Origin of the sequence: Coleofasciculus sp. A1-SPW-01 (genome assembly GCF_040217205.1) — a bacterium.
Classification (GTDB): Bacteria; Cyanobacteriota; Cyanobacteriia; order Cyanobacteriales; family Coleofasciculaceae; genus Coleofasciculus; species Coleofasciculus chthonoplastes_A.
This window is the reverse complement of the sequence record NZ_JAVJNP010000198.1, coordinates 1-14,829: the sequence shown is the minus strand read 5'-3', so window position 1 is coordinate 14,829 and position 14,829 is coordinate 1. Positions and strand designations below refer to the sequence as shown.

The window sequence follows — 14,829 nt, the reverse complement described above, 5'->3', positions numbered from 1 at the left end:
CTTAATATCAATAACGGCGAAAGCCTTGTAGTGCGTTAAGCGAAGCCATGCCGCAGGCTTTGCATCTTGCTCGCTACTAATACCCAATTTAAATGCATGACAGCTTAGTACCGTTAATCCTAGAGAAATTGCGACAACTATTATTACTGTGGAAGAACAATTGCGGGACGGCTGGATAGCATTAGACGGATGAGTTCTAATGATGCTCGGATATTGGCTTACAGAAGACTTCGGGATACATTAGAAGATTTTAGGACTATCAATGTACTTGATTTCGATCAAGAGGCTAACAGTTGTTATACAGAATTGATTCGTCAAAGGATTCGGATTGGTACGCAAGATTTACGAATTGCTTCGATTGTGATGTCCAGAAATGCTATATTGGTTACACGTAATTGGCGCGATTTTACAAAGGTTCCAGGGTTGGTGTTTGAAGATTGGACGGTTTAACCCTGATTTCCTGTAGGGGCGACCCGCTTGCATCACTTAATAACACCAATCTACTCAATTGAATCGGGTCGCCCTCTTGTCAGTTTGTTCTCAATGTTGAAATGTTGATGGCGAAGACAGCGCAACTACAAGCGCAGTTACAAACTGGCAGAATGGGGATAGGTTCGATACAATTGGTAAATGAATCTTAATGCTTACTAATGGATTCAAAAGAGGCGCTAGAATTCATCAACAGGCGGCTGTGGGAGAACTCTCAGCCTGTTTTGACTGAAGCGGAAGAGGCGATTGTGATTGGGATTTGGCAGGATTACAGTTATAAACAGATTGCCGCCCAAAACTATTTTGATGATCAATACACTAGAGAATTAGGCGCAAATTTATGCAAAAGACTGAAAGAGTATTTTAATAATGAAATTAATAAACGAAATTTTAAAAGACAAATTGAATATCTTTATGGTGTAGAGGTTGAAACTAAACCGCCAAAATCTGAGATGTCAGCCCCCCCTGAACTCTTACAACAAACCTCAACTTCTGTAGATTTTGACAATCTAACGATTAATCCCTTCACTCCCCAACAAGGCAGAATCGATAATCCGCAAGACTTTTTTAACCGTGAACGGGAAATCCGGCAGATATTTGAGGTGATTAATAGTGGGAGCAGTGTTGCCCTAATCGGAGCCGAGGGTGTCGGTAAATCCTCTTTACTTTCCCAGATTTGCAAACTGGCGGATACTCATCTCCATTCGCCGCGTCAGCCTGTCTTTATCGATTTAAATCTGGTTGAAGATGAAGATGATTTCTATGGTGCATTATGTGATGAGATTGGGATACCGGAAAGCAAGGGAGCGAGGCTGAATCGCCATTTAAAATCGCGACAAGTTCTGCTGGCTTTAGATAATGTGGGGAAAATGACCTGGGATGGCTTTAATCGCGGTGTGCGGGATTATCTACGGGGTTTGGCTGAGGGAAGTCAAGCACCACTTAAGCTGGTTTTGGCGGCGAATGAATCTTTAAATGAACTATTTAATGATAGTTGGGATAATGGCAAAACTTCGCCTCTGGCAGGAGTTTGTCAAGAAGAAATCATAAAACCCTGGGATGAATCAACCGCCCGTGATTTTATTGAGGCACGTTTGGCGATGACTTCGGTAAGGTTTACTGAAGCTGAAATTAATCAGTTAGTTGAGGAGAGTGGGGGACATCCCCGGCGATTGATGCAATTGTGTTATCGAATGTATTCTCGGTATTTGGAGGGTGGGTAATGAGCCAACATCGCCCGGTTCCCCGATTAGATTTAGCGCCAAAACTGAAGCGCCCTCTCTCCTTATGGAATCCGTTGGATTACCTACGTCTGTTGTATTGGGTGTTTTATTTTCCTCAAGCATTGCGCTGGTATGTGGACACCTTTGGCGGTGGGTATATTCCCCCAAAAGAAATGAATTGGCGCAAGGGATTAGAACTATTGCGTCAGAATCTTATCCAGCGCCAGTTACTTGTTCAAGGGTTAGTATTGAGCATTGTTATTCCTGTAGCTTGTTGTGGATTACTTCAACAGATAGGATTTGAAATTGATTGGAGTAGCGTGACGCTAGGCGTGGTGGGAGGCGTGGCGGGAAGCGTGACGCTAGGTGTGACCCTAGGCGTGGCGGGAGGTGTGGCGGTAGGCATTGGGTTTGGTGTGGGCTTTAGTGTGGGCTTGGGTGTAGGGTTTAATGTGGGCTTTGGTGTGGTGGTAGGTGCAGCGCTAGGTGTGGTGGTAGGTGTGGCAGGGGGCGTAGCCCTAGGTGTGGCGGTAGGCATAGCGGGAAGTGTGGCGCTAGGCATCTGGTTTGGCATAACGGGAGGTATGGCAGGAGGCGTGGCGGGAGGCGTGGCGGGAGGCGTGACAATTCTGCGTCCAGAAAACTGGTTGATTAGTTCACTGTTAAACCTGCGATACCTTCAGAATGGAAGTTTGTTATTCCCCCGCATTACCTTACTTCCTCTACCTTATCTAAGGTTTCGTTTACAGAATTGGCTGCAACAGGATTGGCAAAAGGGTTTACACAATATCAATCAATTATTGGCATATACTCTACAGTTTATTCCTGTTGTGCAAAGTGTTAATCTGGTACTGGATAAAACCCCATCAAAACAACTGATTTGGCGTATCTCTCGGCTGGCTGAAACCCCTTTTGATTGGCAAATAATACGATTTTGTTCAGCTTCGCTGAATGCGGTGTTTAAGTCAAACACCGTAGAAATTTTTTTCTTATTTCCTCGTCATTGGCGGCAACAGCTTCAAGCTAACTTTATTACAGATATTCGCTTAGACACTCCTGCCCGTGCTGCGGCGGCTGGTTTCTGGTATCTTCATAAAAAAGAACCCGCCAAAGCAACGGAAGCATTTGCCGTTGTTCGTTCCCTTCTCTATGGCGAGGAACTCTTCACCCTCGCCCAAATTCTCACAACTTTCAACGAAGCCCAAGAACCCGCCACAATCGCCACATTAGAACTACCCACTTCCCCAAACGAACCCCTACTGCGTCCCATAACCTGGAACACCATAAACGCTCTCGGTCGAGTCGTGGAAGATGTGCGAGTGGTTCAGCGTAGCGTCTCTCGTTCCACCCGTGCCTTTGCCCTTACTCGGGCATTAGGAGAACTAGAAACCATCCTCAATCGTATCGAAACTCTACCCGAAGCTGAACGAGAATTAATCAAAGATATTACCCAAACTTGGCAAGAATCCTTATTACAAATCGCGGCTGAAATTGGGCAAATTTCCATCACTAAACCCGTCACCAATCCTTATGTTGTCGGTGACCCCGTAGAAGGGAATCGCTTTGTTGGGCGAGATGATATTCTCAGACAATTAGAAGAACTCTGGGTTATGAGTCAACCACTCCATTCCGTTGTTCTCTATGGTCATCGCCGCATGGGGAAAACCTCGATTCTTTTAAATGTGGCAAACTGTTCCGGTTCACGGGTAAAAGTGCTTTATATTAATCTACTGCTTTTAGGAAATAGTCCCCAAGGTGTCGGAGAAGTATTAATGGTGATAAGTGATGCAATTTCCGATTCCTTCGGCTGTCCCCCTCCAGATGATAATGACTTGCTGAATCTTCCTTATCCTACTTTTAGACGGTATTTCAAGCAAGTTGTAGAAATATTACCCGCAATGTCTCTACAGGGTTTAATTATTGCTCTAGATGAATTCGAGAAAATCGAGGAACTCATCGAATCTGAAAAAATTCCCAATGACTTTATTTCATATCTAAAAGGGTTATTACAAAATAATTATAAAATCGCCTTTGTGTTTGCCGGGTTGCACACCTTAGAAGAAATGACCGCTGATTATTTTCAACCTTTCTTTGCCAGCGTTCTTCCGATTCACGTCGGTTTCTTAGAACCTGCTGCAACGCGCCAGATTTTAGCCAATCCCAGCTTAGAAAATCCAGATGCGACTGTTTCAGATATCCCGGATAATGAAGCGGTTGATTTTTCCCTAGATTACACTCCAGACGCCCTTGACTTAATCTATCGTCTCACCGCAGGTCAACCTTATTTAGTTCAACTGGTGGGATTCCAACTGGTGCGCCGATACAATGATTTTGTGTTTGAACAGGGACATTCGCGTGACCCAGTTTTTACAGTAGAGGATGTGGAAGCGGTGATTAATGACCCTGAATTTTATAAACGGGGACGGTATTATTTTGATGGGGTTTGGGGTCAAGCGGCGCGAGGGGTTTCCGGTCAACAGGCAATTCTCAAGGTGTTAGCGCCTCACCCGGATGGGTTAATGAGTGAACAATTAAGGATAAATTTAGCAGAATTATTCAGAGAATCAGGACTTGCCACCCTAGAGGAGAAACAAATAGAGGAAGCGTTGGAGACATTAAAACGCCATGATGTGATTCAGCAAAAAGAGGAGTCTTGGCAGATTATCGTTGAACTATTCCGGCGCTGGGTGTTAAATCAATAGATTGTCATTAGTCATTTGTCATTTGTTGAATCAATTTTTTACCTAATTGTAGTGGCGTGACATGCCTAATTTTATCAATTAACTTTACGGACAGAAACCGTAGGGACGCAATGAGGTGCGCCCAATTCAATGGTCAAATCTATTTCACCCTTTTTAGGAAGCTCTCTTCAACCGCAAACAGTTGAAAAAACATAATAGGAATGTCACTGAGTTAAGCAGAATATTGCCAACTTGGACTTAGACGCCTAGAAATAAATTTCCGGCTGAAAGCTAAAGTAAGCTAAAGCTTACTGAGTATTTGAACCCGTTTTAACGGGTTTTAGCTTTTAGCCCGAACTTTAGTTCAGGGCTTTAGTTCAGGGCTTAGACTAAAATTCTGAATCGGAACATCGGCGACAAAATGATTCTACTTTATGTAGAAACTTAGCCTGCCACACCTCTACACTGGTAAAGACTGACAACTATCTTCCGTTAACATCGCGTGTCTTCAACCAATCCCCAAACGTTCCCCTTAATCCTCGGTATTACTGGTGCCTCAGGCTTAATCTATGCAGTACGTGCCGTGAAGTTTCTCTTAGAAGCCGACTATACCATCGAACTGGTGGCATCAAAATCAGCCTACATGGTTTGGCAAGCGGAACAAAACACCCGTATGCCTCCAGAACCCGAACAGCAGGGACAATTCTGGCGACAGCAAGCAGGTGTACCCACAAAAGGCAAGCTGATTTGTCATCGCTGGGGGGATGTGGGTGCAACCATTGCCAGTGGTTCGTTCCGGACATTGGGAATGGTGATTATTCCCTGTAGTATGAGTACGGTGGCAAAAATCGCCAATGGTTTAAGTTCAGATTTATTAGAACGGTCAGCCGATGTGCAGTTAAAAGAAGGGCGTCAACTGATAATTGTACCCCGTGAAACACCATTCAGCTTAATTCACCTGCGTAACCTCACCACTCTAGCCGAAGCTGGGGTAAAGATTGTGCCAGCCATTCCCGCCTGGTATCACAATCCTCAAACCATTGAAGATTTAGTGGATTTTGTTGTAGCGCGAACCTTTGACCAACTCAATATTGATTGTGTTCCTTTAACGCGATGGCAAGGTGGTTTTCGGGAAAAGGTTTGACCCTTCCCTTGGTTCAGGAGATCGGGTTTTTCGGGGCGGGTTTCAAAATTATCGTTTCTTACTTCACCTAGATGTGACTAAACCTGCCGTGACTTGGTTAGGGCGATTGAATGGTTAGGGCGATTGAAATCGCTGCTACACAAACAAAGTCCGCCTACGCGGACTGAATTGTAACGGCGATAGTCAACCGGAATTTAGAATTAGCTAGATGTATAATTGATGGCATTTAATTTAATTCAAATCTAAAAATTGAAGAGATTATAGAAATAATACCGACTAGACTTATAGCGGTACTATATATTAATGGAAAAAGAAAATGGAAGCGAGTGATTATTGGATTCAGAACTTACCTAACTTAGCTAAAACAATGAGCAGGATTAGCTGTCAGGATCGAGAGTTGCGTGACATTTCCAACCGTACCCACCGGATTTCGTCATTATTGACATTAAGGTTTAAATGCCGAACAGCTTACTCTGCACTCTTACTCTCTAACTTAAGGCTGGTGGGCAATGCCCACCCTACGGTATATTAAGGGTTTCGGCGATGTCAAAATGCTTATTTTAGTGCCATTCTACTCTGATACCGTAGTTCGAGCTAAAACGCGATAGACATTCACCGTTTGCTGTTTCCCCTTCAAGGCTAAAGGTCCCCAAGATTCAACCTCAAATTCCCCTTGCAGTTGATCTAGCGTTTGTTGACCAATGAGAATCCGACAGGGAGTCGGTTGACGCTGTTTCTCACAACTCTCTAGCCGGGAGGCAATATTAACACTATCGCCAATTACGCCATATTCTAAACGGTCTTTGCCCCCTAAACTGCCCACCACAACAGGACCGGTAAAAATGCCAATCCGCATTTGAATCACCGGTAAACCTCGGCGTCGCCAATCTCGGTTCATCGACTCTAGGCGATCGCTAATTGCTAACGCACAGTCTACAGCCGCTTTCGCATCTTCGGCGACTTCGGTTCTGTGCAGACGAGACATGGGGACACCAAACGCCACCATCACCCCATCCCCGGTAAACTTATTCACAATCCCCTGACGCTGGAGGACTTCACGAGTCACCACTCCCAGAATTTCATTTAACCATTCCAACAATGCCTCTGGGGTCATCTTTTCCGATATGGTGCTGAAATCTTTAATATCGGCAAAAAACATCGTGGCGGTGAGGCGAATCCCCGGTAACTTGCCAGATTTTAGCAAGCGATCGCGACCTTGCCAAAGAGCCTGAGCAACTTCAGGCGAGGTATTCTGTCCCAACAGCTTCATCACGATGCGCTGCTGTTGATGGGCTTCATAAGACCGATGGGTGACAAAAATTGCCACCGTTAACCCAAATCCGAATGCTGGCGCTGCAAACGGAACCCAGCCACCTTGGGTCAATAGGTAAAAACAAACACTGGATAACACCCCCAAACTACCCGTTACCCCAATAATTAACGCCAGGGGATGATACGTCACCCGCCCCAATATCCCACCGATCGCAATCCAACCAATAATCCACAGGATTTCTACCTGTTCTGACCAAAACCAGAATAAAGGACGCTCACCCGTCGCCGCATCCAGGAATTGGCTAACCATTTGAGCCTGCATTAAAACCCCAGGTATTTTCGCATTTTTTTCCAGGGCGGGACTAAATGGTGTGGTAAATAAGTCTTTGAGACTGGGTGCAGTGGAACCAATAATCACAATCTTGTCCTCCACCCAACTCGGATCAACCGTTCCGGCTAAAACATCGGTTAAGGATACTTGTCGCGCCACCTGATCAGGGGAACGATAATTGAGTAAGATTTGGAACCCACCAACATCTGCGTTTTGATATCCCCCTGCATCTTCCGTTATAGGTGACAACACAGCCGCGCCAAGCTGGGGAATGTCTGGATTATCGGAACTGGCTTCCAGTTCAATTCCACGCGGTTCTAGATAGCCAAGTGCCAAAAGCATGGAAAATGAGAACAGTACACCACTTTCATTCTCCGCCAAATATAAATTGCGACGAACCACATCATCCGGGTCAAGGGGTATATCATTAAAACCGATGCGTTCCGGTGATACGTCTGGGGGCGGTGGGGTTCCGGCGCGGATATCAATATTCTGAATCGCAATTAAATTCGGTTGTTGCAGTTGTTCCACTAACTGCTGATGACCCGGTTCCACAGGAAGATTGCGATACAAATCTAGACCAATAACGGCTGGTTCAGCGGCTTGCAGTCGGCGTAATACCTGTGCTAAAACCTGATCCGAGATGGGCCACCGATTTTGAATTTCCAGGTCTTGTTCTGTAATCGCGACAACCAAGATCCGAGGATCAGGTTCCGTTTCCAGAGGTCGCAAACGGACAAACTGATCATACGCCGCCAATTCTAGCGGTTCTAGTCCACCCAAATGTCGCACGCCCAGAAGGGTAATGATCACAGCAATGGTTGAAACTCCCACGACTCGCAGATTTGCCAAATCGGGTAATGCCAGACTAACCTTTTGAGGGATGCGAAAAACCATAGGGATAGATGTTTTAGCGTCTCAGAAGCCGTTGGACAGCTATGCAGATATTACTCAAACCCGAAGATGCCTAAATTTGTCCAACTGACTGTGGCAGCATAGCCCTTACCGCATTATGCCACTTTTCTGGTTTGTAGGAGGCACTAAAGTGCCTCAAGCGGGTCGAGTGCTGACTACTGACCCTTAAGCATAATATTTATTTTTTGTTAGATAGATATACCTAGAAGATTCCTCCATTACGGTTATAGAAAAATTAGGTGTGGCAGGTTTTGGCAAGAAAGCAGACTCTATTCAACAGCACCAATCAAATCCTTACTGTTCCCTGTTCCCTAATCTCAATCATTAACTTTAATGAAAGTCCGACTACTTATCAGTAGACATGATAATCTTTGAAATATTTAACTTAGCGATCGCGCTCTAAATCATCGATTACTTTTTGCAAATACCAATTCTCTGGCATACCCGGATATTTCTTCTTCGCTAATTCAATCAAACGCGCAGCCACATCCCAGTATCCACCCACCATCCGCAGGAGTCGTTGTTGTAACTCTCGATCCACCCGCGCATTGAATCGAATTTGCCGTTCTTGATTGATAAAAATGTCTTTCCGATTCAATTGAGCCGAGCGTTTTTTAATCTCAGCTTCAGCTTTCGCTATCTGCTGCTTCTGCTGATTTAATGCCTGATGATACTTCTGCCAATCCTGTTTCTCAAAATACAGGTTCGCCGCTTGCTGATAATCGTCCGCCGCACCTTGGTAATCTTGAAAATCCGCACGCGCCGCCGCCCGATGATAATAAATTTGCGGATCATTGGGCTGAATCGTTAACCCTCGCGAATAGTCCTCAATCCCTTGGCGATAATCGCCCAGTTTTGAGTAGGCTTGACCCCGACAAACATAATATTGGGAATTATCGGGTTGTAACTCAAGTAACTGGGTAAAATCCGCGATCGCGCCCCGATAGTCCCCTAGTTCAATGCGAACCCGCCCCCGATAGTGACGAACTTGGATATCATTGGGATCAAGCTGCATGGCTCGACCTAAATCTTCCATCGCTCCTTTTAAATTCCCCAATTTGCTACGAATAATTCCCCGATAACAATAGGCTCTAGCATCATTGGGCGCAACGTGCAGCAGCCACTGGCAATCCTCTAAGGCTTCCCGATGCTTTCCCTGTTGTAGTTTGTTGATCACTTGAGTCAAATACTTCTGCGTCTCAGCCGCACTCGCCGCTTGGATTTGCGCTGACTGAATTTGCTTGATACTCTCTAGGCAACTCTGGCAATTGTCTTTGTCTTTCTGATCCAGATACAGTTTAGCGGCTTGTTTAAAGGATGCGATCGCCTCTTTGGTTTTCCCCAACCGACGGTAGGCTGTACCTTGCAGTTTATACGCCGCCTCCCGATTCCCATCAATCTGGAGAACCTGTTGAGCATCCTCCAGGGAAGCTTGAGCCTCTCCCTGCGCCAAGTAAGCCAAACTGCGCCCCAAATAACTATCCAGATGTTCAGGATTCACCCGTAGCGCCTGGGAATAATCCGCGATCGCACCTTGGCAATCCCCTAGATCAAAACGAGCCAATCCCCGTCTGTAGTAAGCATCGGCAAATTCTGGATTAATCCGCAACGCTTGCTCAAACTCCTGAATCGCTCCCTCTAAATCGCCTTGTTGCGCCTTCTCGCGCCCGCGCTCGTAAAATTCCTGCTCCATTGCCCACGTCCAACTCGTTTATGCGATCGCCAGTTGTCTTGTCAATCATGATAACCTCATTAGCGATCGCGTTTCCATTTGAGCCGTTTACACAGCAACGGAATAATAAAGAGAGGTATAGCAGTTCTCAAGTGCTAATGGTACACCCGAATGTAGGGGCACCATCCTTGCGCCCACACTTATATACCTCGTAAATTACTTATTTTTATGCGTAAATCTATCTGGTCAAATCCCCTATCCAATTCCCTAGTAAAGTTATTCCTATAAATAGACCTAGCAATAAGCATATTGTTATCATTGTCCCCGCATAAATTATTTTGTTACGGTTATTCATTCCAATAAAAACACCGAGTAAAATTAAGCTCATACCCATAAAGCTGAGCCCAAATCCTGGTTCTTCCCTAAATTTAAAATCAACACCACCACCACGAAAACTATCGAAAATATCGTAAGGATTCCCTCTGTGTCCAACATCTATTAACCAAGACACCATAAAGTGGCATAAAGTAAGATCAATACTAAATAATATCGCACAGTAACTAACATGATTAGGTTTAAAGTAGTAAGTTAAAAAAAACTATCTATGCCAGACCATAGATAATATCTACCCCTCGTTCTCCGTGTACCAAAAAATCTAATCCAGTTACAACGCTCAAGCCGGACAACCAGGGGAGGAAAAGCCCTCTCATAGAAATTATCAGTCCGGCTGCGGACAAAACTAAGCCGAATATTCTTAGAAGAGTAGGGAACGAGAAACGTTTGCGCGGTAACATAGGACTTTGAGTCTTTTGGAGAGTGTCATTAAACCTGTGTGATTTGTGTTTTTATCTATTTTAGTATGACGGTGAAATATCTGAGACAACTGCCATTAACTTTCCGGTGTCTCCTGAGTCATTAGTTTTTCCATCGTTAGCAAATCCTGCTCAAAATCAGTTTCATCATAATGTAAATAGGCTTCAGCTTGCTTAAGAAAACTATCCACCTCATAACGTGAAGGAAGGTTGAGCATTCTTCCAACTTGCGCCGAAGTAATCACTCCTTGACGGTAAGCTTCAATAGCTAAACACTCTACGACTTTTCCAGGAACGTTATTCCACTTTTCCTGAATCGTGTTGACAATTTCATCGGGTAAATGGATGGTAATTTGCACAGAACTTCCTCCAGTTTTTCAGGTTTGGCTTAGGCGACAACATTGAATTCTTGACAAAATGTTCTCGTAGGTTGGGTAGAGCGCAAGCGAAACCCAACAGGCTAACGATAGTGCTGGGTTTCGTTCCTCAACCCAACCTACAAAGGTGATATGCTCCCCTTTAGTCCTCTCATAGCGAATAGAGCGCCTACTACAAACAAACTCGGAGCGATCGCCTATAGGCAGATGAGGCAACCCAGAGACAGCGTGTAAGATATAAAAAGAGATAAATCTTAAAAAAAGTTCATGATTGTGTCCGCCTCTGGCTTTGATCGCTTTAAACAAGCCGTTAAAGATAAAGTCTTTTTTGGCAATGAACCCACTCCGGAGTTGATTGCCATCCTCATCGTCTATTTTGTCCAGGGTATCCTGGGGCTAGCCCGTTTAGCGATTAGCTTCTTCCTCAAAGACGAACTGGGTTTGAGTCCCGCCCAAGTCGCAGCCCTAATCGGGATTGCTGCCTTACCCTGGGTAATTAAACCCCTATTTGGCTTTCTGTCCGACGGACTCCCCTTATTTGGCTATCGCCGCCGCCCCTATCTAGTCTTGTCAGGCTTGATGGGAACAGCCGCCTGGTTAAGTTTGGCAACAGTCGTCCATACCGCTTGGGCAGCAACCCTTGCCATTCTCCTGAGTTCCCTTTCTGTAGCGATTAGTGATGTCATCGTAGACTCGCTTGTGGTGGAACGGGCAAGGCGGGAATCATTAAGCAACTCGGGTTCTCTGCAATCCCTAACGTGGGGAACCTCTGCTGTCGGGGGAGTGATTACGGCATATCTGAGTGGTTGGCTGCTGGAGGCGTTCAATACACAAACTGTTTTTGGGATTACCGCCACCTTTCCCCTACTAGTTTCTGGCGTGGCGTGGTTAATTGCCGAGGAATCCGTTAGTTCGGGGATAAATACCGCCACTGTTACCAACCAAATTAAGCAATTGCGCCATGCGGTGACTCAAAAAGCGATATGGCTACCCACGGCGTTTATCTTTCTTTGGCAAGCGACACCCACCGCCGATTCAGCCTTTTTCTTCTTCTCCACCAATGAACTCGGATTTGAGCCGGAATTTTTAGGACGAGTGCGTTTAGTCACCAGTTTGGCGTCTCTGGTGGGGGTTTGGGTATTTCAACGCTTTTTAAAGGGCATTCCCTTCCGCACGATTATGGGATGGACAACTGTACTGTCGGCTGTGTTGGGGATGACAACTCTCATCCTCGTCACCCATGCGAATCGCGCGTTAGGGATTGATGATCACTGGTTTAGTTTAGGCGACAGTTTGATTCTGACGGTAATTGGACAGATTACGTTTATGCCTGTGCTTGTCCTTTCAGCCAGACTCTGCCCGTCGGGAGTGGAAGCGACTTTATTTGCCCTGTTGATGTCGATATGGAATTTATCGGGATTGTTATCTCATGAATTGGGGGCGTTATTAACCCATTGGCTAGGAGTGACAGAACATAACTTTGATCGGCTGTGGTTATTACTGACAATTACCAACCTCTCTAGTTTATTGCCCTTGCCATTCTTAGGGTGGTTACCGACGGCTGATCCGCAAACTGAAATTAAAGGCGCAACAGAGGCTAAATCATTACCGCCAGCAGAAATATTTGAACATCATACCTCGGGTTCTCTATCCGAACAGCCATTTCTACCTGATGTCTTGCCAGAGTTTATCCGGGTTGGTCGTGAGGACTTTAGTCCTCTGATCAATGGCGCTAAAGCGCCTACTACAAACCGGGTTAGTCGTGAGGACTTTAGTCCTCTGGATCAATAGCGCTAAAGCGCTTACTACAAACCCAGTTAGTAGTGAGGACTTTAGTCCTCTGGATCAATAGCGCTAAAGCGCCTACTACAAACCCAGTTAGTAGTGAGGACTTTAGTCCTCTGGATCAATAGCGCTAAAGCGCTTACTACAAACACGATTCAATGACGAGGAAATAAAAGATGATTGCAACCGAACAATTTTTAGACTCAAAATCTGCCCGTTCTTATGATCAACAAGCATGGAAACGGGGATATCAATCCCAACCGAATGAATATGAGTATTGGATTGAGGACATTGAAGGGGAAATTCCACCCGCGCTGAATGGCACGTTGTTTCGCAATGGTCCAGGTTTACTCGATGTCCATGGTCAACCCCTGCATCACCCCTTTGATGGGGATGGTATGATTTGTGCGATCGCCTTTGATCAAGGTCGTGCTTATTTCCGCAATCGCTTTGTCCGTACTGAAGGCTACCTCAAAGAACAAGAAGCCCAAAAAATGCTGTATCGTGGTGTTTTTGGTACGCAAAAGCCCGGAGGCTGGCTGGCGAATGCCTTTGATATTGATATCAAAAATATCGCTAACACGAATGTGATTTATTGGGGCGGTAAATTATTGGCTCTTTGGGAAGCGGCGGAACCCTATCGGTTAGATCCCAAAACCTTAGACACCATTGGAAAAGAAACGCTAGACGGTATTTTGGCACCCGGAGAGGCGTTTGGTGCCCATCCTTGGATTGACCCAAGCTGCAACCAAGATGGAGGTGCGCCTTGTTTGGTGAATTTTGCGATTAAACCAGGTTTTTCCACCAAAATCACCATTTATGAACTGGATACCGCCAGGAAATTGAAACGGGGTCAATGTCATACGGTTCCAGGTTTTGCTTTTATTCATGACTTTGTGATTACACCCAATTACTGCATCTTTTTCCAAAATCCTGTCACCTATAATCCTGTTCCCTTCCTCCTAGGATTAAAAGGGGCGGGTCAATGTGTAGACTTTAAACCCAACGCACCGACTCGGATTTTAGTAATTCCGCGTCATGGTAATAAACCGATGCAAGTGCTGGAAGCTGAGGCTGGGTTTATCTTTCACCATGCAAATGCGTTTGAACAAGGGGATCAGATTTGTGTGGATTCGATTTGCTATGAATCTTTAACTCAAGTGGACTCAGAGATAGATTATCGGAACGTGGATTTTGATGCGATCGCGCCGGGACAACTGTTTCGGTTTACACTGAATTTAGCAGATTCTACGGTACAACGACAGCTATTATCAGCGCGTTCCTGTGAATTTCCCTGTGTACATCCCGATCACGTTGGACGCCCTTACCGTTATGTGTACATGGGAGTGACTCATAATCCCACAGGAAATGCTCCACTTCAAGCCATTGCTAAGTTTGATGTCACCACAGGTGAGGAACAAGTTTGGAGTGCAGCCCCCCAAGGCTTTGTCAGCGAACCGATTTTTGTCCCCCATCCTGACGCGAAGCGAGAAGATGAGGGTTGGGTGTTGACATTGGTGTATGATTCCAGTCACCATCGATCCGATGTGGTGATTTTGGACAGTCGGGATTCGAGCCAAGGCGCGATCGCACGACTGCATCTCAAGCACCATATTCCTTACGGATTGCATGGAAGCTGGACTTCGACAGTCTTTTAATCTTATTTATCTGTCATTTGTCATTTGGTCGGGGCGGGTTTTGCAGCCAAGCTAGGGATAACAATCAATATTAGTTCCTAAACCCGCCCCTACACACAGACGTTTCTGTCATCACTCTGGAACAAGACTCCCTCATCTCCCTCATCTTCCCCATCTTCCCCATCTTCCCCAGCTCCCCCAGCTCCCCCAGCTCCCCCAGCTCCCCCATCTTCCCCATCTTCCCCAGCTCCCCCAGCTCCCCCATCTTCCCCATCTTCCCCAGCTCCCCCAGCTCCCTCTGCTTCGTAGAGACGATGAAGCTGCTCAAGTATTTTTGCCGCGCTGCACTAGGGTTAACTAACAGTCCGTAAATATCTAGACAATTAGTGACATAACTGGAAATTTTCTATGATATAATTAGGCAATGTCTAGTTTAACCCCCCAAGAAGCAGCTACTCTACTAGGTGTGACGGTCAAAACGTTGCACCGAT

10 protein-coding genes and 1 pseudogene are annotated in these 14,829 nt (G+C 45.6%); 6 read left to right on the top strand and 5 right to left on the bottom strand.

All coding sequences use genetic code 11. The features are described 5' to 3' along the window. Positions 1 to 650 precede the first annotated feature (650 nt). The 3 genes from RH949_RS28415 to RH949_RS28405 all read left to right on the top strand — a co-directional run bounded on the left by RH949_RS28415 (position 651) and on the right by RH949_RS28405 (position 5,537). Entirely contained in the window at positions 651 to 1,712 is a 1,062-nt protein-coding gene (locus tag RH949_RS28415; protein ID WP_446357899.1) for an AAA family ATPase, read from the top strand. After that, on the top strand, positions 1,712 to 4,414 hold the full coding sequence (locus RH949_RS28410; protein ID WP_446357897.1) for an ATP-binding protein: 2,703 nt from the start codon (positions 1,712 to 1,714) through the stop codon (positions 4,412 to 4,414). Before RH949_RS28415 ends, RH949_RS28410 begins: the two co-directional genes overlap by 1 nt. Positions 4,415 to 4,895: 481 nt before the next feature. Continuing rightward, a complete protein-coding gene (locus tag RH949_RS28405; RefSeq protein ID WP_446357895.1) occupies positions 4,896 to 5,537 on the top strand; it encodes a flavin prenyltransferase UbiX in 642 nt (213 codons plus the stop codon). Between the two features lie 571 nt (positions 5,538 to 6,108). Here RH949_RS28405 and RH949_RS28400 read toward each other — a convergent pair. The 4 genes from RH949_RS28400 to RH949_RS28385 form a co-directional block, all read right to left on the bottom strand. Then, positions 6,109 to 8,037, bottom strand: coding sequence for a CHASE2 domain-containing protein (locus tag RH949_RS28400; protein ID WP_006101266.1), 1,929 nt, complete (start codon positions 8,035 to 8,037; stop codon positions 6,109 to 6,111). A 403-nt stretch (positions 8,038 to 8,440) separates the two neighbouring features. Further along, positions 8,441 to 9,748: a tetratricopeptide repeat protein gene (locus tag RH949_RS28395; RefSeq protein ID WP_446357893.1), complete on the bottom strand. Its 1,308-nt coding sequence runs from the start codon at positions 9,746 to 9,748 to the stop codon at positions 8,441 to 8,443. 217 nt (positions 9,749 to 9,965) lie between these two features. Beyond that, a complete protein-coding gene (locus tag RH949_RS28390) occupies positions 9,966 to 10,241 on the bottom strand; it encodes a hypothetical protein (protein ID WP_446357891.1) in 276 nt (91 codons plus the stop codon). Positions 10,242 to 10,616: 375 nt separating this feature from the next. Continuing rightward, a complete protein-coding gene (locus RH949_RS28385; protein ID WP_446357889.1) occupies positions 10,617 to 10,898 on the bottom strand; it encodes a UPF0175 family protein in 282 nt (93 codons plus the stop codon). A gap of 285 nt (positions 10,899 to 11,183) precedes the next feature. On the opposite strand from RH949_RS28385, the gene RH949_RS28380 reads away from it, so the two are divergent. Together RH949_RS28380 and RH949_RS28375 are read left to right on the top strand one after the other, a co-directional pair. Beyond that, on the top strand, positions 11,184 to 12,707 hold the full coding sequence (locus RH949_RS28380) for a folate/biopterin family MFS transporter (RefSeq protein WP_446357887.1): 1,524 nt from the start codon (positions 11,184 to 11,186) through the stop codon (positions 12,705 to 12,707). Between the two features lie 170 nt (positions 12,708 to 12,877). Further along, a complete protein-coding gene (locus RH949_RS28375) occupies positions 12,878 to 14,359 on the top strand; it encodes a carotenoid oxygenase family protein (protein WP_446357885.1) in 1,482 nt (493 codons plus the stop codon). Positions 14,360 to 14,429: 70 nt separating this feature from the next. On the opposite strand, the gene RH949_RS28370 is transcribed toward RH949_RS28375, so the two are convergent. Beyond that, entirely contained in the window at positions 14,430 to 14,666 is a 237-nt protein-coding gene (locus RH949_RS28370) for a hypothetical protein (RefSeq protein WP_446357883.1), read from the bottom strand. 96 nt (positions 14,667 to 14,762) lie between these two features. Here RH949_RS28370 and RH949_RS28365 point away from each other — a divergent pair. Further along, positions 14,763 to 14,829: pseudogene (locus RH949_RS28365) on the top strand (IS607 family transposase); the annotation flags it as partial.

Excerpts from the sequence above, each read along its gene's own strand:
- RH949_RS28415 (WP_446357899.1), top strand. The coding sequence starts at position 651 with ATGGATTCAAAAGAGGCGCTAGAATTCATCAACAGGCGGCTGTGGGAG.
- RH949_RS28410 (WP_446357897.1), top strand. The coding sequence starts at position 1,712 with ATGAGCCAACATCGCCCGGTTCCCCGATTAGATTTAGCGCCAAAACTG.
- RH949_RS28400 (WP_006101266.1), bottom strand. The coding sequence starts at position 8,037 with ATGGTTTTTCGCATCCCTCAAAAGGTTAGTCTGGCATTACCCGATTTG.
- RH949_RS28395 (WP_446357893.1), bottom strand. The coding sequence starts at position 9,748 with ATGGAGCAGGAATTTTACGAGCGCGGGCGCGAGAAGGCGCAACAAGGC.
- RH949_RS28390 (WP_446357891.1), bottom strand. The coding sequence starts at position 10,241 with ATGGTGTCTTGGTTAATAGATGTTGGACACAGAGGGAATCCTTACGAT.
- RH949_RS28380 (WP_446357887.1), top strand. The coding sequence starts at position 11,184 with ATGATTGTGTCCGCCTCTGGCTTTGATCGCTTTAAACAAGCCGTTAAA.
- RH949_RS28375 (WP_446357885.1), top strand. The coding sequence starts at position 12,878 with ATGATTGCAACCGAACAATTTTTAGACTCAAAATCTGCCCGTTCTTAT.